Genomic DNA, 20,656 nt, shown 5'->3' on the forward strand with positions numbered 1-20,656 from the left:
GGTGCCGGCCAGCGCGAATTGGCGGCACCATCCGGGTTCGATGGGTGCGACATTCTTGCCCGCTGACTCGCCGCGGCCTATCATTCCGCTGTTCCAGGCACGCCGGATCTCCATGATCGTGCTTCGACCAGCTGCCGCCGGCCTGCCGTGCGTGACGATGTGGCTCAAGCCCAATCGCACGCTCAGCCGACGAGGGTTGCGTCGATTGATCGTGGTTCTGGTAGCGCTGGCGCTGATAACGGCAGGACTGGGTGCGTGGCAGGGGAATGTATTTGCTCCGCTGTTTGCCCTGGTTGAATCCGCCGCCGTGGCTGTCGCCTTGAGCGTGGCCTGGCGGGCCGGCGACCGCAGTGAGCGCATCACCCTCGACGCTTCGTCGCTGGAGGTGCAATCCCTGCCAGGTCGCCGCAGTGTGCGTTTCCAGTCGTACTGGGTGCGCGTGCTGCTGGAGCCGGGCAATGGGCGCCAGCGCCTGCTGCTGTCATCGCACGGGCGCAAAATGGAAATCGGCGCTTTTCTGGCGGAACAGGAACGCGTCGAGCTGTCGAAGAAACTCGTGGTGTTGCTGGCTGATCTCAACGGCCCGTTGCGCAAATAGGTTCAACAAAGGTGCAAGACATGACATCTGGCGGCATCAGGCGATCATTCACGGCATGGGCGACGCTTGCCCTTGCGCTGTTCGGCGGCGTGGCTCAGGCCGATCCGAGTCCGTACCAGCTGAACATGGAGCGCGGCGCGAGTACCTGGTCACAGGTGCCCTATGACCTGAACAACATCTCGCTCGGCGTATGCGTGGTGATCGGCATCCTGGTGTTCGGTGCGATGTTCATTGCCATGTTCCGCTTCCGCAAGTCGCGCGGCGCGGTGGCCGAGAAGTGGTCGCACAACACCATGCTGGAAGTCGTGTGGACCACGATCCCGGTGATCATCCTGATCGTGTTGGCCTATCTGGCGACCGGCGGAATCACCTCGTGGTCCGATACCACCGGTTCGCAGATGACGGTCAAGGTCACCGGCTACCAATGGAAGTGGCGCTACGACTACGTCGATTACCTCGGCAAGCCGATCAGCAAGGTCGGCTTCATGTCCAAGCTCGATACGCAGAGTGACCAGACCCGTCAGCTCGACTCGGGCATGGATCCGTACGCGGTCAAGGTCGGCGACGAGAACACCTACCTGCTGAACGTCGACAAGCCGCTGGTGGTGCCGGTCGACACCAAGATCCGCTTCGTGATCACCGGTGCCGACGTGATCCATTCCTGGTGGGTGCCGGCGCTGGGCTGGAAGCTCGATGCGATCCCCGGAATCATCAATGCGGCCTGGACCAACATCACGGTGCCGGGTACGTATCGCGGCCAGTGTGCCGAGCTGTGTGGTCAGGATCACGGCTTCATGCCGATCGTGGTGGTGGCCAAGTCAAAGGCGGATTTCGCCACTTGGCTGGCGGAGCAGGAGGCGCAATCAGCCGCACCTGCCGCGGCTCCGGCAGCAGCATCGACGGCTGCTGCCCCGGCGGCGGCCGAGACCGCTGCGGCACCTGCCACGGCCAAGTAAGGCTGATTCCCAGCAACTCGCAGTCTCATTGCAGTCGCATTCAATATTTTCAGGTTAGAGGTGCAAGGCCATGTCACACGCAGCCACCCATGATCAGCACGATGATCACCACGGCGCGCCGAAGAGTTTCTTCCAGCGTTGGTGCATGTCGACCAACCACAAGGACATCGGCACGCTGTACTTGGTCTTCGCGCTGGTGATGTTCTTCATCGGCGGCAGCTTCGCGATGCTGATTCGTGCCGAACTGTTCAAGCCGGGCCTGCAGCTGATGCAGCCGTATTTCTTCAACCAGCTGACCACGATGCATGCGCTGGTGATGATCTTCGGCGCGATCATGCCGGCCTTCGTCGGCCTCGGTAACTGGATGATCCCGTTGATGGTTGGCGCGCCGGACATGGCGTTGCCGCGCATGAACAACCTGTCGTTCTGGATCCTGCCGTTCGCCTTCACCCTGATGCTGTCCACCCTGTTCATGGCGGGCGGTGGCCCGGCCGGCGGCTGGACGATGTATCCGCCGCTGTCGCTGCAGAGCGACTCGCTGGCCTACGTGGTATTTGCGATCCACCTGATGGGCATCAGCTCGATCATGGGCGCGATCAACATCATCGCGACCATCCTCAACATGCGCGCGCCCGGCATGGAACTGCTGAAGATGCCGGTGTTCGTGTGGAGCTGGCTGATCACGGCGTTCCTGCTGATCGCGGTGATGCCGGTGCTGGCCGGTGCGGTGACGATGCTGCTCACCGACAAGTACTTCGGTACCAACTTCTTCAACCCGGGCGGCGGTGGTGACCCGGTGCTGTACCAGCATATCTTCTGGTTCTTCGGGCATCCCGAGGTGTACATCATGATCCTGCCGGCGTTCGGGATCATCTCGGAGATCATCCCGACCTTCGCGCGCAAGCCGATCTTCGGCTACAAGGCGATGGTGTTCGCGATTGCCTCGATCGCCTTCCTCTCGTTCATCGTGTGGGCGCATCACATGTTCGCGGTCGGCCTGCCCATGGGCGCCGAGATCTTCTTCATGTACGCGACGATGCTGATCGCGGTGCCGACCGGCGTGAAGGTGTTCAACTGGGTCAGTACCATGTGGGGCGGCTCGATGACGTTCGAGACGCCGATGCTGTTCGCGATCGCGTTCGTCATCCTGTTCACCATCGGCGGTTTCTCCGGCCTGATGCTGGCGCTGGTGCCGGCCGACTTCCAGTACCACGACACCTACTTCGTGGTGGCGCATTTCCATTACGTACTGGTGACCGGTGCACTGTTCGCGATCATCGCTGCCACCTATTACTGGCTGCCGAAGTGGAGCGGCCGGATGTACAGCGAGTTCTGGGGCAAGATGCACTTCTGGAACTCGGTGATCTGGGTCAACGTGCTGTTCTTCCCGCAGCACTTCCTGGGTCTGGCGGGCATGCCGCGCCGCATCCCGGATTACAACGTGGCGTTCGCCAACTTCAACATGATCAGCTCGATCGGCGGCTTCCTGTTCGGCGCTTCGCAGCTGATCTTCCTCGGCGTGCTGATCCATGGCGTGTGGTTCTCGAAGAAGAAGGCCACTGATCGCGTGTGGGAAGGTGCCAAGGGTCTGGAGTGGACGGTGCCGTCGCCGGCGCCACATCACACCTTCGAGGTGCCGCCGGTGATCCACGACGACGAGCTGGCGCACGGCCACGTCAACGATTGAACAACCATCAGGGGGTCCGTGCCGGAAAGCGGCCGGGCGTCCAGAGAAGCCGATCCACATGACGCAACCGAAGATGCAGCAGCCCGTGCTTGATCCGTCCGATGCGGACCGCCGCAAGGGTGTGCGGCGTACCGTGACGATTCTGGTGGTGATCGTGGCGGCGTTCTTCCTGGTGTCGTTTGTGCAGATCGTGCTGATGAAATAGCAGTACCGCAGTCGCGACACGTTTTCTTCAACCGGTCGGGTTTGACGACCGGCATGCAGTTCCCCGGTCGGCCTGACGGGGTTAAGTCATCAAGAGAAATCCACGGGGTCTCACCATGGGTCAGCAGCACGACGCTTACTTTGTTCCGGCCAAGAGCTACTGGCCGTTCGTGGCCGCAGTGGTCATGTTCACCACCGTGTTCGGTGCCGCACACTGGCTGAACGCGGAGCCCGGGGACGCCGGTTTCGGCAAGACCGTGCTGACTGTCGGCGTGATCGGCGTGCTGGGCATGTTCTTTGGCTGGTTCCGCTCGGTGATCAACGAGTCGCTGGCGGGCGACTACAACCACCAGGTGGACACCTCGTTCCGCATGGGCATGATGTGGTTCATCTTCTCCGAGGTGATGTTCTTCGGCGCGTTCTTCGGCGCGCTGTTCTACATCCGCATGTTCTCGGTACCGTGGCTGGGTGGCGAAGGCCACGGCACGCTGACCCATCAGTTCCTGTGGAGCGATTACGCGGCCTCATGGGGCGCCAATGGCGGCAATGGCCCGGAGCATGCCGGTGGCGCGTTCTCGACCGTGCCGGCGTGGGGTCTGCCGCTGCTCAACACGCTGATCCTGCTCAGCTCCAGTGTCACCGTGACAATCGCGCATCACGCCTTGCGCGCAGGGCATCGTGGCAAGATCCTGTTATTCCTCGGCCTCACCGTGCTGCTGGGCGCCCTGTTCCTGAACTTCCAGGCGCATGAGTACATCGAGGCCTACAAGGAACTGAACCTGACCCTGCACAGCGGCGTCTACGGTTCGACCTTCTTCATGCTGACCGGCTTCCACGGCCTGCACGTGACCCTGGGCACGATCATGCTGGCGGTGATCTGGTTCCGCGTGTTGAAGGGCCATTTCAACAAGGATCATCACTTCGGTTTCGAAGCGGTGGCGTGGTACTGGCACTTCGTCGACGTGGTCTGGCTCGGCTTGTTCATGTTCGTCTACATCCTCTAAGCCGACACAAGCTGACCCATCAAGCAAATAGCCCGCCATCCAGCGGGCTATTTGCTTTGGGTGTGCCGGTAACTGTCATGAGTCGAGGCGAATATGGCGGCTCAGGCGTCGAGTCGGGTTCAACCTACGCTCTGGCGGCGGCGATTTGCACGCTGCCTGAGGCTGAAAGCTGTGAGCCCTGGAGTGATCCGGCTTCATGCGCTGGATGAGGCTCTTGGCCTATGACGGATAGATAGTCGGCAGTGTTCGGCTTTTCGGTTATGTTCTCTACCCCTGATCTCGGGGGAAGCTTCTAGCTTCGTCGAGGCGTAAAATTGTGACTCCGTGACCTTGTGAAATTCATGTGTTTGATATAGGGATTTCCGGCTCAGGCACATAAACATCATGATTTGAGCTGGCCAAGGCGCAGTTCTTGCATGACGTATACACCTGCAATTGGAACTGGGGGGAAGGACATGTTTCGTTTTCTGCACCGCCAGACCATGCGCTGGCTTCTGCTGCTGGGTCTGGGCGAGTTGTTGCTGCTGGGCGTTTCACTGACGCTGGCAACCTACCTGCGCTATTTCAATCAACCGGACGAACAAGTCCTGTATGCCCACCACCTGCAGGAACGCTCATTGGCGTTCGCGGTGGTCATCCTGCTGGGCCTAGTAGCGCTTGGCCAGTATCAGTCGCATGTGCGCACCAGCTGGTTCGGCCAATTGGCGCGTCAAGTAGTGGGGTTCGTGCTGGGTGGATTTGGCCTGTTCGTGATGTATTACGTCGTACCGCAGGCTCGCGTGGGTCGTGGTGTGCTGGCTATCGCCCTGGTGCTGGGCTTTGCGGCCGTTACCGGATTCCGCGTACTGTTCCTGCACCTGCTGGACGCCAGGGTGCTGCAGCGGCGCGTGGTGATACTCGGCGCTGGCCGGCGCGCGGATGAGATCCACAGTCGCATGCGCCGGCAGTCCGATCGGCGCGGCTTCAGCGTGGTGGGTTTTCTGCCGCGGGCGGGTGAGGCGCTGGCGATCCCGGCTGAGCACTTGCTCAGCCTCGATGTGCCGCTGGCAGTCTGGGTGCTGCGCGAGGAGATCGACGAGATCGTGGTGGGTGTCGATGATCGCCGTGGCGGCCTGCCGATGGAGGAGTTGCTCGAATGCCGGCAGCTCGGCATCGATGTCACCGATCTGACCACGTTTTTTGAACGCGAATCCGGTCGCGTGCAACTGTCCCTGACGGATCCGTCCTGGCTGGTTTTCTCGGGAGGTTTCGATTCCACCCCGTTTCGTCGGCTGAGCAAACGCTGTTTCGATCTGGGCATCGCGGCGCTGGTGCTGCTGCTGACCTGGCCGCTGATGCTGCTGGTGGTGCTCGCGATCCGCCTCGAATCAGGCGCTGGCCAACCGATTCTCTACCGTCAGGAGCGGGTCGGCGTACGCGGCAAGACCTTCGATCTGATCAAGTTCCGCAGCATGCGTACCGATGCCGAAATGGATGGGGTGGCGCGTTGGGCCAGCAAGAACGACGACCGGGTCACCCGCGTCGGCCGCATCATCCGCAAGGTGCGGCTCGATGAATTGCCGCAACTGTGGAACGTGCTCAAGGGCGAAATGAGCTTCATTGGCCCGCGCCCGGAGCGCCCGCAATTTGTCGCCGATCTGACCCAGAACATTCGTTATTACAATCTGCGTCACTGCCTGAAGCCGGGCCTCGCCGGCTGGGCGCAATTGCGTTACCCGTACGGCGCGTCCGAAGCGGATGCGGTTGAGAAGCTGAAGTACGACTTGTATTACGTCAAGAACCACAACCTGCTGTTTGACCTGTTGATCCTGCTCCAGACGGTGGAAGTCGTGTTGTTCGGGCGTGGCGCTCGTTAGGCAACACGACGGAACGGGTAGGGGGTGAAGTCCGGTGATGAGCACTGCATACGCCGCAAGTTGTACGGGCACCTTGCCCCTCAAGTGCTAGGCTGCAGAAGTTCACGCCGACAGTTTTCATGCGTCGGGAACGACGGCGATCGGCCACCCAGGGTTCATCCGATTATGTGGAATCCCCATGTCCCGCTTCGATAACGATCAGCGTGGCCGGATGGGGCATCCAGCAGCGAACGGTTCCGGGACCAACCAACGGCCTGCACCGCATGCAGCGAGAACTCAGATCAGCGAGGCATCACCATCCGGACGACGCGTTCGCATCGCCTGGGGCATGGCTCTCGCGCTGTTGCTGACCACGGTGTCGTTGCTGGCCCATGACAGCGCGCCACAAGGTGCCGCGACGGCGTCGTCACCCATCGCCCCGGCACTGGTCGTGACGCCGCAAGCGCTCACAACACCAGACTCCTATCGCGATTTGACTATGGCTGCACTGACCATGTCGGCCACGCGCGTGGCCGACACATCAGATGGACGACTGGTGTTGGCATCAAGCGCGACCGCCGACGTGACCGCGTTGCCGATCGGCATGGTCAGCCATACGCCTGCCGCACAGCCGGCATGGCACTCGAATTCGGGCATGGGCGTCACTGCCAATGCGGTGAATGCCCCACCCATGACCGCAGCCGCTGCAGTGCAATTGGCGGCACACCCACGCCTGCTCCTTGACCCCACGACCCTGGCCACGCTGCGTCGGCGCGCGGCCGCCCATACGGTGCAATGGCGGGCGTTGAAGGCCACCTGCGATTCCTATATCGGCGGCACGGTCAATTACCCCACGGGGGCCACCTATCCCAATCTTCCCGATCTGGGGCAGGGCTATCAAGGCAGCAGTTACCTGCCTGCGCTGCTGGAGGAAGGGCTGTGTTACCAGATGCTCAAGTCAAGCAATCCGACCGCGGCAGCACGCTATGGTGCCAAGGCCGTGGATATCCTGCTGAAGATGTCCCGCCCGTTCACGACTGCGAGCGGTAATCAGGGTGAGGATCCGTGTACCGACAATGGATATGTCATACGTTTTTACGGCGTCGGCTTCGGACTTGGCTACGACTGGGTGTACGAGCTATTGACCCCGGCCCAACGCACACGGATTTTCACGACCGCGAATGCATGGCTGACGGCTTGGGAGAATCCGAGTTCGTCCGCTTGCGCGAACTTCGAGTTCGTGAATCCGCAAAGCAACTATTTCGCTGGTTATTTCCATGCCAAGGCTGTGATCGCGTTGGCCACTTATGACGAAAATCCGAGCGCGCCTGCGGAATGGAACGACTGGCTGAATATCCAGTTCGGCACGCGTGTGCAACCGTATTACGCCCGGCATCTGCGCGGCGGTGGCTGGCCCGAGGGTTACGGCAATTACGCTCCGCTGGCCATCTTCAACATGAGTCTGCCTGCGCGCGAAGTCAGGACCGCCACCAGGAAGGATCTGGTTCATGCCGCCGCGGCCTATAGCTTCCCGCTCGACAGTGCCGACTATGCCATGCACTTCACGTGGCCATCGCTGGCCTATTTCGATGATCGCGACACCAATCATTCGAATTCAACGCCACAGCCCCCGGGAACAACCAATGTGGGCGTGTTCCAGCAGATACTCGGCGAGCTGATTTATTGGAACTCTCCCAAGGCCAGCGTATTCAACCAGTATCTTGCCGCGGTCAATGCAGCAACTTCCAACTACGGCGCTGCTGATCCCTGGCTGGTTTTCCTGGAAGTGGATCCTGACGCTGCGACGACAGCGTTGAGCACGTTGCCGCTCTCGTATCTTGCCCCTGGAATGAATGCGGTAGCGGCGCGTTCCAGTTGGGGAACCCGTGCAAGCTGGATGTCGTTCCGGGCGGGTCCCTATGTCAACAATCCCGCCCAGGGCGAGGAGTACTTCGATCAGGGTAGTCTTGCGCTGGTCCAGGGTGGCACGCCGTTGCTGCTCAATGCCGGTGGTTGGGCTGTACAAAATCCCAACGGCACGGCCGGGGAGAACGATGTTTACGGCGACAACTATGGCAATTTCAGCGCAAGCAATATCTTTCTCGGCAACCGCGAGCTCTACAACGTCTATTACGTGCGCCACATGAGTGGCAGCTCCCTGGTCGAGCCGTTCGGCCAAGCGGCGTACACCACCGAGACCAAGCAGGTGCGTACGCAAGTGTCGTCGTACGAGGATGGTTCCGACTATGTCTATGTGCTGGCGAAGCATCTGGAAGACATGTATCGCAAGTTCACCGCTGGTGTAGCGGTGGCGGGTTGGGCGCGCCAGATTGTCTATCTGCGCCCGAACCGCTTCGTGGTCTACGACCGCACGATGGATGGCAGCGCGAGCTACGACCAATATCTGGCATGGCATTTCCCGGCCAACCCAGTCGCCGGCACGACGGCATCCGGTGGAAGTCGCCTTGACGTCACCTATAACGGTCGATACGCCGGTGCCATGACCACGGTACTGCCGGTGAAGGCAACGACGACGACGGTGGCACTGTATCCGGATGCCAAACCAGTCAAGGTATGGCAGGTTCAGGTGCGCGCATCAAACTCGAATATCAGCCAGCGATGGCTGACTGTGTTCGATCTGTCGGCATCAGCGTCGATGGTCGCGGCTGCCAGCCCCGTCACCGTCATTCAAGGCGCCATCGTGGGCGTGCAACTCCCAGCCAGTGACGTCAATAGTGTGGTGATCAGCAACGCTGGTGCCGCCGGCACCCGGATCACCGGCAGCATCGGCTACAGCGTGGCTGATGTCGGTGCACATCACATCATCACGGAGTTGGCGCCGAACGCCGGCTACACGGTTACTGCGACCACCAGCGGCAACTTGCAAAACGTCAGCGTGAATCCTGGTGGGAGCGTCATGAGCAGCGGTGCCGGGGTACTCGATTTTTATCTAAGCGCATCCGGAGCAATACAAAAACCACCTGTCGCCATTTCGACCTTGCCGATCAGCTCGCTGCCAGTGTCGGCGTATCCGCATCCGCGGCTTCGCACTGGGTCGTAAGCATTCACTTGCTCTCGACGGCAGCGGTGTCTTGCGGCGAGCACCGTCAGGCAAAGAAGCCGGGTAGGGAAATGATGGAGCGGAACCAATCGGCAGTCAGATACGTTTCAACCGGTACACGTCGGACATCGTAGTCATCCCAGGCAGTGGGACGTCGGAAACCGCCGTAGTAGCTGAACGCATAACGGACTCCGGCTTCGCGCAATGTATCCCGTGTGACGGCATTGAATGCCTCCAAGCCACCCACCGGATAGCTGAAATACCGCATGGGTGCACCGAGCTCCTCGGCCAGACGGTTACCGCAACCCATGATCTCTTCACGCTGCCGCTCGCGAGTCGTTCTGGCGAGTACGGGATGGGTGATGGTATGCCCGCCGATGGTCATTCCGGCCCCATGCATCTCCCGGAGCATGTTCCAGTTCATCCAGAGGCTCTCACTGACCTCCATCCCGCACCGACCTGACCCAGTAGCTCGCGCGATCGCATCCAGGTACGCCTGGTTGGCATCGGCAGGCATCGCTTTGTAAGCGCGCAAAAGTGTCCGAACGGCATTTTCCCGATCCAAACTGTCAAACAAAACCGAGCCAGGGAGCCAGTCGGGCAGTTCGATGGCGTCTCGCGGACTTGTTCGGACCATCCACGCGATCTCGTCCCACCACGGTAAACGCGGAGTGTCGATGAACCCGGTGGTGACGAAAAACGTGGCCGGAACACCTTCCGACTTGAGGATCGGAAATGCCACCTCGTAATTGTCCCGATACCCATCATCGAAAGTGATCATGCCGTACCGGCCACGCCCCGAAGCCAGGACGCGCGGCAAGTCATCAGGCGAGATCATTTCGAGGTGCGACTTGCAGAACCGGAGCTGGTCGGTAAAGGTTTCGGCGTCCGCACTCCAGAGGCCCCTGTCGAACTTGGAGGCGCTGCCATCACCTATGCGGTGGTAGTTGAGGGCGAGCACCCCTGACCATGGTGACGCCCAGCCAAGCAGAGAGCGAAGCCCGCTTTGAGACAGGAGGCGAGTTGCGAAGGCCTTCTTCACGGCGTGCTCCGCCGCACGAAGTGCAACCCTTTGCGGATGATGCACGCGGCGAATCGAACGCAGATGTGGACGGCCATCCGCACAGTCGGTCGCGATATTCGAATCTCTGTCAGCGGGTTCGCTCTCGTCGCCAGCCGCTCTTTGTATGAGGCCGATCCCCGCAGGAAATCATAGGCAGTTACGCCATTATCGATGAGTGCTTTCATGAGCAGAAGATGGGCCAGGTTACCGGGGCTGCGCAGGGGACTGGCGACCTCTAGGCGCATGCCCGATTGATAGAAGTCGAACGTCTGCCCCGTGACAAATCCATACAGAACCACGACCGGTTCTGACGCAAGCGACAGCCGAGCCAGTATCACGCGCCCAGTCGGCAGCCATTGTGAGGTCAGGCCGTGGTGGAATTCGACGAACCGTGGCGCCCCAAATACTCCCGGCTTTCCATCGGCAGTCCACCTTTCCTGGTGCAATCTGACCAAGTCGTCGAACGCGCCAGCGAGTTGGTCCACGTTGATTACCTCGAACTGCACACCGGCGCGCTTTCCCTCCCGCATCAGGCGGCGGACGTGTTGCCGACTGTTTGAGGAAAGCCGATCGAGATAGGCCTCGAAGCCGCCTGTGAGATCTGCGACCAGGCATGCTCCACGCGAGAATCGCTGGGCATCGTGCGGAAGACTCTGCATTCGCAGCAGCGGCGTGTTTTCCGGGAGGTCAAGGAATTCCAGGCGGTCCCAGTCCATGCGCCCGATCTCTTGCCACACGGCATCAACGCAAATGACCTCCTCGCTTGGCAGATAAAGGATATTGAGGTAATCCGGACAGGTTTCTTCGAACTCTGCTTCCCCTGTCGAAATGAATTCGAGGTAGCGAACGCCCAGAAGACCGCCTCTTCCACGGTGAATATATAAAGGGATGGCACCGATAAGCTGCTGCGCACGCCAAACGGTCACGATCCGCAGCTCACCGGCTCGGAGCGCAGATTTGTATACCTGCCACCAGCTCCGCAACCAGGCAAAGTCGAGTGGGGTCGAGGCGGTGGGGCTGGCTGCGTACAGAGTATCCCAATCATGACGAATGGCATCCCAGCCGGCTTCGTCCCGAATCACCCTGGTGGTTACCTGTCCGTCAGGTGAAAGACTTGTCGCATCCCATCCCGACCGTCTGAGCAGGTAGCGAAAGCGGTTGAAAATGACGAGGTAAGCAATTTGAGCCACCGGCAGGAATCCAGCTTTTTCGACCCCTTTAACCGAAGCCGTATTGTGGGTGCTGACATCAATCAGGAACTCGGCCATTTCCTCACGGCCGAGGATGTGTCGCATGGCGAGAAGCAACGCCGGGTAAAGTCCCCGTCCTCGATACTTTTCCAAGGTATGGAAATTAAAAAGAAACACTCGTCCTGGAGCTTCGGGAATCCGACATGGTCCTATCTTTCTACCCCGGTAGGTGGCCCAGCCAAAGCTGACGATCTCGCTTCCGGCCAGCCAGCCGAAAAATTCGTCACCGTGAGTCAACCGTGGCCCGACAAGTCCATGTGGCTCATTTCCGGCATGCATGGCGTTTTCGGCCAATTCACGATCGGCGGCGGCACTCGTCTCTGTTATCCGGACAAGGGTGAGTTGATCGGGAGAAATCAGGTCAGAGCCATTGCACGACGCAAGCAGGATGGTGACGAGAGTCCGGCGAGCGATTCGCCACCGAATGCCTCGAAGGAGGCGCGCGACGTGAGTGCCGCTCATAAGAAAGCCGTTGTCCGGTCATGCGGAGCATTTGCAGGACCTCGCGAGGCGGACCATATGCATGTCAGTGGAAACGGGGTGGTCGCCAGGGTGCAGGCACATATCCTGGTTCCGATCATCGCAGCTTCGTTTGACATGCGTTCTGCCCGGGAATCTCAGAAAGGCGTGCAGAGATTAGCTGAATTCCATGGTCTCAACGGGTTGTTGGCGCGGTTGCGTCACGGGCCAACGCAGGAACAGGCCATCCGATCGGGCGAGGTGCGGGCGAGGTGCTCCATCGCTGGCGCGGCTCCGTAAAATATCGCGATGCCATGCATGGTCGGCAGGTTTCGGCTGCCATATCAGTCGCGCGCGGGCGCTGGATGCGCGGTCGCCGTCTTCAGCGGACGTAGCGGTGAGCTATACCAGTCTGACACCCTGCCGTTCTCGAAACGGACCCATGAAGGGCCGTATTCCCAACTATCCCCGCCCTGCAGCTCGGGATCGCCCTCGATGGCACGCACGGTGGCGGTGTCCATGCCGAGTTTGAGCGCGGACGGCGCGGTCGGCTCGCGTTGGCTCGGAGAGCCAGCGTCCGCTGCATCGGTCGATGACGTCGTTGCCATGGTCTCGGGCTCGTCAGTGCCACGCAGCCACCCGAAACTCCATAGCAGCCAGACGATGCAGATGATGGCTGCGGATATCAGCAGCCATCGTGAGCGTCGTTGCGCTGGCTCGGCAATCGAGGGATGGGGTTGCGCAGGTGAACTGGTTTCAGTCTGGGGTGCCCGTACCGGCAGGGCGCCGGGAAGGCGCCCATGCTGACGCTCGAATTCCATGGCTGCACCATACAGTGCGGTCAGCTGCTGCAGTCGCTCGGCGGCAACCGTGTCGGTGTGTTCGCTGGCCCGGCGGTCAGGGTGCAGTATGGCTACACGGCGGCGATAGGCTTGTTTGAAATCGGCCAGCTCGCAGCCGGGACTCAATCCCAGAATCTTGTACAGATCGAGGAAATCGGTTTCGCGAGCCAAGCTATTCCCCTGCGGTATCGTTGGTCCGGCGTTAACGCCGGTTCTACACCGACATTTGCCATCGCGGGTGATTCTGACAGAATGGTTTGAGGATAGTACCGCGGCTGGGAGCTCGGTTTTTACGGGCATTTCAAAAGGGAAGATTAACGAACCAGCAGGGTAATTTTCTCCGCACGGGATGTCCGCATTTTTCTCGGTGGATTACGGGGCGGATTGCAGTGGTTTGGGGCGCACTGGTTTTCCGCAACGTTAGTGTGCAAGTGGCCAAGGCGTTGTGCCGCAACCACGAGGTTTCGGATTATTTGAGTAGACGTGCGCTTGCTATAGTCAGATGGCGATAAGTGGTGCCGCAAGAGCATCCGGCCGCGCCCGAATCTGTACGTTGCCGCAGACACCGAACAACAAGATCGACCGCAATGCGCTGCCACTCCGGCAGCGGGGGAAAACCTGATGCAAAGAGCAGCTAGGCAAGCAGTCGGATTGGCGCGGGTGATGGCTCCGGCTGATCCGCGCGAGGCACATCTGGCCGTGGCCTGGCGCGGGCTGCCCGGGTTGGGTTGGCGGACATCAGCGTGAGTATGGGGGTATACATCGTGTTCTGGCTGTCGGCGCTGTTGCTGGTCCACGTGTTCGTCGGCTATCCGGCATGCGTGTGGTGGCTGGCGCAGGTGCTTCCGCAACGGGTGCGAAAATTGGCAGCGGTGACGCCGACCGTGACGGTGGTGCTGGCTGTGTACGAAGGCGCCGAGCATATCCGCACCAAGCTGACGAACCTGCTCGCGTTGGACTACCCGGAGGGGAAACTCGACATCATCGTGGCCTGTGACGGTTGCCGCGACGATACCGCGGTGCAGTGCCGGCAGTTTTCCGACTCGCGCATTCGTGTGCTGGAGTTTGCCGAGCGTCGTGGCAAGGCGGCCTGCTTGAACGACGCCATTGCCTCTGCCAGCGGCGAAGTACTGCTGATGACCGACGTGCGCCAGAACCTGGATCCAGCCGCATTGCGCGAGCTGGTCGCCAATCTCGCCGATCCCGCGGTGGGCGCGGTCAGCGGTGAGCTGCGGCTGCAGGATGCGCTCACCAACTTCGCCGGTGGCGTCGATGCGTACTGGCGTTATGAGAAATTGATACGCCATGCCGAGAGCCGTTCTGGCTCGACCGTCGGGGTGACCGGCGCGATCTATGCGATGCGTCGTGAATTGTTCCGACCGCTTCCACCCGGCACCGTACTCGATGATGTGTTGATACCGATGCGCATCGGCGCGTCCGGTCAGCGCGTGGTGTTCGAGCCATTGGCACTGGCATGGGACCGGCCCTCGCAGCAGCCGGCGCAGGAGCGCGGGCGCAAGATCCGTACCCTGGCCGGCAACTACCAGCTGATCCAGTTGGCGCCTTGGTTGCTTTTGCCATGGCGCAATCCGCTGTGGTGGCGTTTCGTCAGCCACAAGTTGCTGCGGCTATTGGCGCCGTGGCTGATGGTGTCGCTCGCGCTGAGCAGTGCTGCATTGGCCACGCGCCATGCAGTGTGTGCGTTGACCTTGCTGTTACTGGTCGGTGGCGTGGGAGTGGTGGCGCTCGATCGATGGTTGCCAGCGGCTGGACGCTTGTTGCCGGTGCGGCTGATCGTGGCATTCTGGTACCTGAATCTGTTCGCTGCCCAGGCGCTCATTGCGTTTGCCCGCAACCGGAGGTTGCACCTGTGGTGATCAGCAAGAGAGCCAACGTCACGGGTTACGGCGTCCGCAGGCGGTTGGATGAGCTTTGCTACATCGGCAGACTGCCGGACGTCTTGGTGAGGACATATTCGAAGATGTTCCAGGTGCGCACCCTTACTTGTCATCGCGTGCCGCCTGTCAACGATAGGGATGCGTTTGACTTCGAGCTGGATATGATCAAAACCATCGGCGATGGTTTTCGTGAACATATACAGCTGCTGCAGCGGCATTTTTCGGGGATAGAGTCAGGTGGCGCGTTGGCAATGCTTGCAGGCTGCCATCACACGGCAGGTGGTTACATCGGCCATGGCCGTCCGCAGTTTGCGTCGGGTCGTGATGCTTTGTACCGAATACCGGTCGAGCGAGTGATGGGAGCGTGCTGGCGCACGGCCACGCCGAGATTGTCCGAGTTGAGAAGCTATCTCGGCGCAAGTCGAACAGACACCCTTGGGCCAGATCCAGCATGTTCATACTGAGCCTTCTCTATCTGGTGCTTACCATCATCCGGCCGCAGGACTACATGCCTGGACTGGCGGGTGTTCCGGTGCTGCCGGTGGTGTTGCTGCTGGCTTTCGCACTCTGGCTCAGCTCCGCCGGCAAGGCCTTGGCGGCGCCGCAGTTTCTGATTCTGCCCATTTTTCTGCTGGTGATGCTGCTGTCGGATATGGCCAACGGCTGGCTTGGCGGCGCGGCAGAACAACTGATGAAATTCGGCCCGGTAGTGATTGCTTTTTTTGTGCTCGCTACGGCGGTTTCCGCAAGCCAGAGGCGAGTGGTGATCACCTTCGCCGTCTTCGCCCTGTGTGCGATGGTGCTGGCATTGCATGGCGTGGATCAGTTCAACAACGGCGTTGGCTGGACTGGCATGGGCCTTTCCGAAGACAGCCGCATCCAGTACGTCGGCATCTTCAATGACCCCAACGATCTCGGGCTGCTTTTCGTGACCACCTGGCCGATGGCGCTCTACCTGAGTTCGCGGGGAGGCTTTCCGGGGCGGGTGTTCTGGTTGGCCGGCGCCGCATTGCTGCTGTACGGGATCTATCTGACCAACTCGCGCGGAGCCTTTCTTGCGGTCATGGTAATTGTTGCGGTCTACCTTTGGCGCAAACGCGGATTCGCGACTTCGCTGGTGTTGAGCAGCATCGGCATGATGGGGCTGATGTTGATGAAAACACGCGCGCAGGACATCAGTGTTGACGATGAGTCGGCGTTCGGGCGCGTCGACGCTTGGTATGAAGGGCTGCACATGTTCCTGTCGCATCCCCTGCTTGGCATTGGCGCAGGCAACTTCACCGACTACAACGATCTGACGGCGCACAATTCGTTTGTCCTGGTACTCGCCGAGACGGGATTTCTGGGTTACGTCCTGTGGCTGGCTTTTGTTGGCTACAGCTTCATGATGACCCTGCGGATATTGCGGAATCGCGTTGATGCTTCCGTGCAGACGGCCATCGTACCTGCCGGGAAGGCCGCCAAGCTGGCGGTTGACGGCGACCTGGAACGCGAGAGCGGCATTGCGCTGACGTTGTTGTTGTCGCTGTGCGGGATGTTTGCGGCAGCGTTTTTCCTGAGCCGCAGCTACATGATCGTGATGTATCTACTGATTGCTGTCGTGGTGGGCAATTTCGTCCGCGTCCGCGAACGCATTCCGGAAATTTCCGGGTTCAGTCTGCTTTCCGGCGGTTGGCGGTGGATGCTGGCCGCGATGGGATCGATCGTGTTTCTGGTCGTCATCGTTACCGTGTTGATGCACAGCGCATGAGCACACGCGACAGCACCCTGCGCAACACTTTGTTCTCGTCGATTGGCATCTATACCGAATATTTTCTCGGCATGGTCGCCGCCATCATGATTGCGCGACACCTGGGTCCAACCGACTACGGCATCTATGGGCTGTTCATCTGGTTCGCATCGGTTGGCGTGGTGGTAACCAATTCGGGAATCGCCAACGGCGTGATCAAGTTTGTGGCTGAACTGCGCGGCATTGGGCGCGAGGACCTGATCGTTCCGCTGCTGGGTCGTCTGCGTCGAGCGCAGGTATGGCACATGGCGCTGGTCGCGATCGCCGCGGCATTCCTGTTCCTGGTCGCCCGCAAGCGTGTGGCGGGAGACCTCGGCCCCATCGATTTTTGCCTGTTGCTGTTCGCGGTAGGCATGCGCGCGCCTTACATGTTCAATATCGCGATCGCCAAGGGTTTCGAAGCATTCGATGCGACCGCGAAAGTGGCGCTGGTAGCCGCGCCGGTGAATCTTGCGATGGTTATTGCGGCGAGCCTCCTGCATGCGTCGATCAGCTGGTTTTTGGTGGTCTATGCGGCATCCAGCGCCTTGTTCCTGCTGGCCTCGCAATTCCAGGCGCGCCGCCTGCTGCGCAAACTGCCAAGTCCCGGTTGCCCGACGGACGAATTGATACGACGGATGCGTCGTCATCTGCGGATCATTTCGTTGACGATCATCGTGAGCTTTCTGGTCGCGAGTGATGTCGAGATACTGTTCCTGAATCTGTACGCTTCTTCGACATCCGCGGGCTATTTCAAGGTGGCCTACCAGTTGGCAACCGGCATCATGCTGCTGGTGCCAGGTGTGTTCGGTGCATTGTTGTTGCCAATGATGGCCAAGGCGCTCAGCCAGAGCCTGGACGTTGCCGGGCAGCGCTTTGTCGATGCCACCAGTTACCTGCTGCTGCTGGCGGCGCCGGTGCTTGGTTTCGGCATAGCCTTTTCCGGCACGATCATCGGCATTCTCTACGGAGGCGTGTATGCCACTGCGGCGCCGGTCTTTGCCTGGTGCCTGTTCGCCGGTGCGGTGACGACCGTCAGCCAGAGCGCGATCAGCCTGCTGGTCAGCGCGGATCGGCAACACACCATACTGATCATGACGATCTCGTTTGGCATCATGAAATTCCTGCTTGACATGACCTTGATCCGGCACTTCGGCCTGTACGGCGCCATCGCCGCCATCGTGCTGGTGACCCTGGCCAGCTCGACCAGCTATCTCACCATCAGCATGCGGGCAGGCGGCGTGCATCTGGCATGGATGCGCTTGCTGCGAACCATGCTTGCGGCGGCGCTGGCGTCGTTGCTGGCATCGCTGGTGGTCCGGCTGCAGATGCCGCCGATATTCACTCTCTTGCTTGGTGGCCTGGTCTTGACAGTCGTCTATTTCCTGTTGACCTTGTGCATCGGCTGCTGGAGCGCGGCCGACCTTGCCCAGTTGCAGGGTCTGCACCAGCGCTTTGCTTCAGGCCGACCCCGGTGGGTGGGGCAGATGCTGAGCTGGTTCGGAGCCCGTGCGAGGAGGGGTTCGTGATGTCGGACTGGTACGAAAACTTGTTCAGGCGCGCGCTTTATCCGGTGTACGAAACCGGCTTGCGCCGTCGTCGCACACTCGCCTATTTCAAGGACTATCGACGGAACCAGTGGCTGGCGCCGGAACAGATCGCGGCCTTGCAATGGGAGCGACTCAAGGCTCTGCTCGACCACTGTTACCGGGAGGTGCCGTACTACCGACAGCAGTGGCACGAACTGGGTATCGCTCCGCAGGACATCCGTAGTCTGGATGACTATGCCCGACTGCCGCTGCTTACCAAGGCGGATATCCGTGCCAATGGCGATGCGCTCAAGGCCGAGTCGCTGCGGAACCAGCTTGGTTACAAGGCGACCGGCGGCTCGACCGGTGAGCCGATGCGTTTCGGCTACACCCGCGAGAGCAACGATCGTCGCACCGCGGTGATGTGGCGTGGCTATGAATGGGCTGGATCGCGCATGGGACGGCGCACCCTGTTCCTGTGGGGCGGCGCGGTCGGCGAACCGACACGGATGCATCAGTTCAAGGATCGTCTCTACAACGCAGCGTTCGCGCGGCGCGTATTGAACAGTTTCCACATGACCGAAGGCAACATGGCCGGCTTTGCCGATGCGATCGACGCTTACCGGCCTGAAGTCATCGTGGCGTATGTCGGGCCGCTGGTGCGGCTGGCGCAATGGATGATCGCGACCGGGCGGCGGATACACCAGCCACAGACGATCATCGGTGCGGCCGAGGCGCTGCACGAGTTCCAGCGCAAGATCATCGAGCAGGCGTTTGGCTGCCCTGCTTACAACACCTATGGCTGTCGCGAGTTCATGCTGATTGCCGCCGAGTGCGAGAAACGCAACGGCTTGCATGTGAATGCCGATCATCTCGTCGTCGAACTGCGCAAACCGGCAGCCGCGCCCGCAGATACGCAGAGCGGCGAAGTAGTGGTCACCGACCTGTTCAACTACGGCATGCCGTTCGTGCGTTACGTCAATGGCGACACGGCGACGGCATCCTCCGTCCGTTGCGAGTGTGGTCGGGGACTGCCGCTGCTGAATCGGATCGATGGCCGCGTGCTTGATGCGATCCGCACACCTGATGGTCACATGCTGCCTGGCGAGTTCTTTCCGCACATGCTGAAGGACGTGCCGGGGCTTGAACGCTTCCAGGTGGTACAGCGCCGCCTCGATCAGCTCGATCTGGCGATGGTACGCGGCGCGGGTTTCGAGGAGTCCTCGCTGACGTATATCCGCCGCGAAGTGACCAAGGTGCTGGGCGACAGCATCGAGTTGCGCTGCCGGTTCGTCGACGATATCCCGCTGACGCCGAGCGGCAAGTTGCGCGTCACCGTTTCTGAATTGCCGCCGGTGACCGTTGCATGAGCATCATGCCCATGAACATCACGCATTTCGTCGAGAACCTGAACCGGGGTGGCCTCGAGCGCGTGGTGCTGGAACTGGTCAAGCTGCAGCATCAGCAAGGCCACCGCTGCCAGGTAGTGTGCCTGTTCGAAGGCGGATCGCTGGCGCACGAATTGACCGAGCTGGGCATTCCGGTCGGCATTTGCGGCAAACGGCCGGGTCTGGATATGCGTGCGCTGGCGCGCGCGCGCCGGATGATCCGTGCACATGCCACCGAGGTGTTGCATACACATAACGCCGTCGTGCACTACCAGGCGGTACTGGCCAGCCTTGGACTCGGCGTTGGCCACGTGATCAATACGCGCCATGGCATGGGCCAGGTCCGAGGCAGCGCCACGCGGCGCGAGTGGCTTTATCGTCGCGTGCTGGGTCGGACCCAAGCCGTCGTCGCCGTATGCGAGGCGGCTCGTCGCGATGCGATCCAGCGTGGCATCGTGCCCGCTCGCAAGGCGAAGGTGGTGCCGAATGGCATCCATCTGGGAGCCTTCCACGCAGCCTCCAGCGATGTGCACGATCAGCTCCAGCAGGCGCTGAATCTGCCGGCGCAGACCCGGATCATCGGCAGTGTCGGACGGCTGAACTGGCTCAAGGATCAGGCTTGCCTGATTCGCGCTTTCTGCATCATCCATGAGCAATTGCCGGATACGGCGCTGGTATTGATCGGTGACGGCGAGTTGCGTGCGGAACTTGAGCAATGTGCGGTCGCGGAAGGCGTTGCCGCAAACGTACATTTTCTTGGCGATCGCAGCGACGTTACGGCCTTGGCACAGGGTTTCGATCTGTTCGCGCTGTCGTCGCTGAGCGAAGGCTATTCCATGGCGTTGCTGGAGGCCTGCGCGATGGCGTTGCCGATCGTGGCTACCGATGTTGGCGGCAATGGCGAGATCGTGCGCGATGGCAGCACGGGTTGTCTGGTACCGCCAAGCGATCCGCAGGCATTGGCGGATGCCATCATCGCGTTGCTGCGCGACCCGCAACGGGCGCGCTCACTGGGTCGAGCCGCACGCGCATGGGTTGAGCTCAACGGGTCACTCGAAACCATGGCGCAACGCTATGCCGAGATCTATGGCGGGTCGTCGGGATGAGCGCGTGC

The 20,656-nt window shown here is 60.7% G+C and carries 18 protein-coding genes; 15 read left to right on the forward strand and 3 right to left on the reverse strand.

Annotated features, from left to right (window positions below):
- Positions 1-157 precede the first annotated feature (157 nt).
- The 7 genes from B0E48_RS15380 to B0E48_RS15405 all read left to right on the forward strand — a co-directional run bounded on the left by B0E48_RS15380 (position 158) and on the right by B0E48_RS15405 (position 9,345).
- Positions 158-598 carry a DUF2244 domain-containing protein gene (locus tag B0E48_RS15380; protein WP_077519180.1) on the forward strand — a complete coding sequence of 147 codons (441 nt, stop codon included), beginning with the start codon at positions 158-160 and terminating at the stop codon, positions 596-598.
- Between the two features lie 20 nt (positions 599-618).
- The gene (coxB, locus tag B0E48_RS15385) at positions 619-1,554 is read left to right on the forward strand and encodes a cytochrome c oxidase subunit II (RefSeq protein WP_077519029.1); all 936 of its coding nucleotides are present in this window, start codon (positions 619-621) and stop codon (positions 1,552-1,554) included.
- A gap of 70 nt (positions 1,555-1,624) precedes the next feature.
- Positions 1,625-3,241: a cytochrome c oxidase subunit I gene (ctaD, locus tag B0E48_RS15390; protein ID WP_077519030.1), complete on the forward strand. Its 1,617-nt coding sequence runs from the start codon at positions 1,625-1,627 to the stop codon at positions 3,239-3,241.
- Between the two features lie 58 nt (positions 3,242-3,299).
- The gene (locus tag B0E48_RS17815) at positions 3,300-3,446 is read left to right on the forward strand and encodes a hypothetical protein (RefSeq protein ID WP_168170373.1); all 147 of its coding nucleotides are present in this window, start codon (positions 3,300-3,302) and stop codon (positions 3,444-3,446) included.
- A gap of 115 nt (positions 3,447-3,561) precedes the next feature.
- Entirely contained in the window at positions 3,562-4,449 is an 888-nt protein-coding gene (locus B0E48_RS15395) for a cytochrome c oxidase subunit 3 (protein WP_077519031.1), read from the forward strand.
- A 455-nt stretch (positions 4,450-4,904) separates the two neighbouring features.
- A complete protein-coding gene (locus tag B0E48_RS15400) occupies positions 4,905-6,305 on the forward strand; it encodes a TIGR03013 family XrtA/PEP-CTERM system glycosyltransferase (RefSeq protein WP_077519032.1) in 1,401 nt (466 codons plus the stop codon).
- Between the two features lie 328 nt (positions 6,306-6,633).
- Entirely contained in the window at positions 6,634-9,345 is a 2,712-nt protein-coding gene (locus B0E48_RS15405; RefSeq protein WP_254423991.1) for a hypothetical protein, read from the forward strand.
- A 46-nt stretch (positions 9,346-9,391) separates the two neighbouring features.
- On the opposite strand, the gene B0E48_RS15410 is transcribed toward B0E48_RS15405, so the two are convergent.
- Positions 9,392-10,387, reverse strand: a complete 996-nt coding sequence (locus B0E48_RS15410) for a polysaccharide deacetylase family protein (RefSeq protein ID WP_077519033.1) — start codon at positions 10,385-10,387, stop codon at positions 9,392-9,394.
- On the reverse strand, positions 10,384-11,676 hold the full coding sequence (locus B0E48_RS15415; protein ID WP_168170377.1) for a GNAT family N-acetyltransferase: 1,293 nt from the start codon (positions 11,674-11,676) through the stop codon (positions 10,384-10,386). Before B0E48_RS15415 ends, B0E48_RS15410 begins: the two co-directional genes overlap by 4 nt.
- Between B0E48_RS15415 and B0E48_RS17820 the strand changes: the two genes are divergently transcribed.
- Entirely contained in the window at positions 11,644-12,417 is a 774-nt protein-coding gene (locus tag B0E48_RS17820; RefSeq protein WP_168170378.1) for a hypothetical protein, read from the forward strand. The two genes, B0E48_RS15415 and B0E48_RS17820, sit on opposite strands and share 33 nt — an antisense overlap.
- A 44-nt stretch (positions 12,418-12,461) precedes the next feature.
- On the opposite strand, the gene B0E48_RS15425 is transcribed toward B0E48_RS17820, so the two are convergent.
- Complete coding sequence (locus B0E48_RS15425; protein WP_254423992.1) at positions 12,462-12,938, reverse strand: hypothetical protein; 477 nt, start codon at positions 12,936-12,938, stop codon at positions 12,462-12,464.
- On the opposite strand from B0E48_RS15425, the gene B0E48_RS18115 reads away from it, so the two are divergent.
- The 7 genes from B0E48_RS18115 (at position 12,918) to B0E48_RS15450 (ending at position 20,648) form a co-directional block, all read left to right on the forward strand.
- Positions 12,918-13,220: a hypothetical protein gene (locus B0E48_RS18115; protein ID WP_254423993.1), complete on the forward strand. Its 303-nt coding sequence runs from the start codon at positions 12,918-12,920 to the stop codon at positions 13,218-13,220. The genes B0E48_RS15425 and B0E48_RS18115 overlap by 21 nt on opposite strands.
- A gap of 488 nt (positions 13,221-13,708) precedes the next feature.
- On the forward strand, positions 13,709-14,836 hold the full coding sequence (locus B0E48_RS15430) for a glycosyltransferase family 2 protein (RefSeq protein WP_168170392.1): 1,128 nt from the start codon (positions 13,709-13,711) through the stop codon (positions 14,834-14,836).
- The gene (locus tag B0E48_RS17620; RefSeq protein WP_217318076.1) at positions 14,830-15,321 is read left to right on the forward strand and encodes a hypothetical protein; all 492 of its coding nucleotides are present in this window, start codon (positions 14,830-14,832) and stop codon (positions 15,319-15,321) included. Before B0E48_RS15430 ends, B0E48_RS17620 begins: the two co-directional genes overlap by 7 nt.
- A complete protein-coding gene (locus B0E48_RS15435) occupies positions 15,309-16,607 on the forward strand; it encodes an O-antigen ligase family protein (RefSeq protein WP_077519037.1) in 1,299 nt (432 codons plus the stop codon). Before B0E48_RS17620 ends, B0E48_RS15435 begins: the two co-directional genes overlap by 13 nt.
- Entirely contained in the window at positions 16,604-18,154 is a 1,551-nt protein-coding gene (locus B0E48_RS15440; protein WP_077519038.1) for a polysaccharide biosynthesis C-terminal domain-containing protein, read from the forward strand. The genes B0E48_RS15435 and B0E48_RS15440 overlap by 4 nt, the downstream gene beginning before the upstream one ends.
- Positions 18,154-19,524, forward strand: coding sequence for a phenylacetate--CoA ligase family protein (locus tag B0E48_RS15445; protein ID WP_077519039.1), 1,371 nt, complete (start codon positions 18,154-18,156; stop codon positions 19,522-19,524). Before B0E48_RS15440 ends, B0E48_RS15445 begins: the two co-directional genes overlap by 1 nt.
- Complete coding sequence (locus tag B0E48_RS15450) at positions 19,521-20,648, forward strand: glycosyltransferase (protein ID WP_254423994.1); 1,128 nt, start codon at positions 19,521-19,523, stop codon at positions 20,646-20,648. Before B0E48_RS15445 ends, B0E48_RS15450 begins: the two co-directional genes overlap by 4 nt.
- The last annotated feature ends 8 nt before the right edge of the window (positions 20,649-20,656 follow it).

This window comes from Rhodanobacter sp. C03 (assembly GCF_002001175.1).
GTDB lineage: Bacteria > Pseudomonadota > Gammaproteobacteria > Xanthomonadales > Rhodanobacteraceae > Rhodanobacter.

Excerpts from the sequence above, each read along its gene's own strand:
- B0E48_RS15435 (WP_077519037.1), top strand. The coding sequence starts at position 15,309 with ATGTTCATACTGAGCCTTCTCTATCTGGTGCTTACCATCATCCGGCCG.
- B0E48_RS15405 (WP_254423991.1), top strand. The coding sequence starts at position 6,634 with ATGGCTCTCGCGCTGTTGCTGACCACGGTGTCGTTGCTGGCCCATGAC.
- B0E48_RS15380 (WP_077519180.1), top strand. The coding sequence starts at position 158 with ATGTGGCTCAAGCCCAATCGCACGCTCAGCCGACGAGGGTTGCGTCGA.
- B0E48_RS15400 (WP_077519032.1), top strand. The coding sequence starts at position 4,905 with ATGTTTCGTTTTCTGCACCGCCAGACCATGCGCTGGCTTCTGCTGCTG.
- B0E48_RS18115 (WP_254423993.1), top strand. The coding sequence starts at position 12,918 with ATGCTGACGCTCGAATTCCATGGCTGCACCATACAGTGCGGTCAGCTG.
- B0E48_RS15395 (WP_077519031.1), top strand. The coding sequence starts at position 3,562 with ATGGGTCAGCAGCACGACGCTTACTTTGTTCCGGCCAAGAGCTACTGG.
- B0E48_RS15430 (WP_168170392.1), top strand. The coding sequence starts at position 13,709 with ATGGGGGTATACATCGTGTTCTGGCTGTCGGCGCTGTTGCTGGTCCAC.
- ctaD (WP_077519030.1), top strand. The coding sequence starts at position 1,625 with ATGTCACACGCAGCCACCCATGATCAGCACGATGATCACCACGGCGCG.
- B0E48_RS15415 (WP_168170377.1), bottom strand. The coding sequence starts at position 11,676 with ATGGCCGAGTTCCTGATTGATGTCAGCACCCACAATACGGCTTCGGTT.
- B0E48_RS17815 (WP_168170373.1), top strand. The coding sequence starts at position 3,300 with ATGACGCAACCGAAGATGCAGCAGCCCGTGCTTGATCCGTCCGATGCG.
- B0E48_RS15425 (WP_254423992.1), bottom strand. The coding sequence starts at position 12,938 with ATGGAATTCGAGCGTCAGCATGGGCGCCTTCCCGGCGCCCTGCCGGTA.
- B0E48_RS15445 (WP_077519039.1), top strand. The coding sequence starts at position 18,154 with ATGTCGGACTGGTACGAAAACTTGTTCAGGCGCGCGCTTTATCCGGTG.
- B0E48_RS15440 (WP_077519038.1), top strand. The coding sequence starts at position 16,604 with ATGAGCACACGCGACAGCACCCTGCGCAACACTTTGTTCTCGTCGATT.
- B0E48_RS15450 (WP_254423994.1), top strand. The coding sequence starts at position 19,521 with ATGAGCATCATGCCCATGAACATCACGCATTTCGTCGAGAACCTGAAC.
- coxB (WP_077519029.1), top strand. The coding sequence starts at position 619 with ATGACATCTGGCGGCATCAGGCGATCATTCACGGCATGGGCGACGCTT.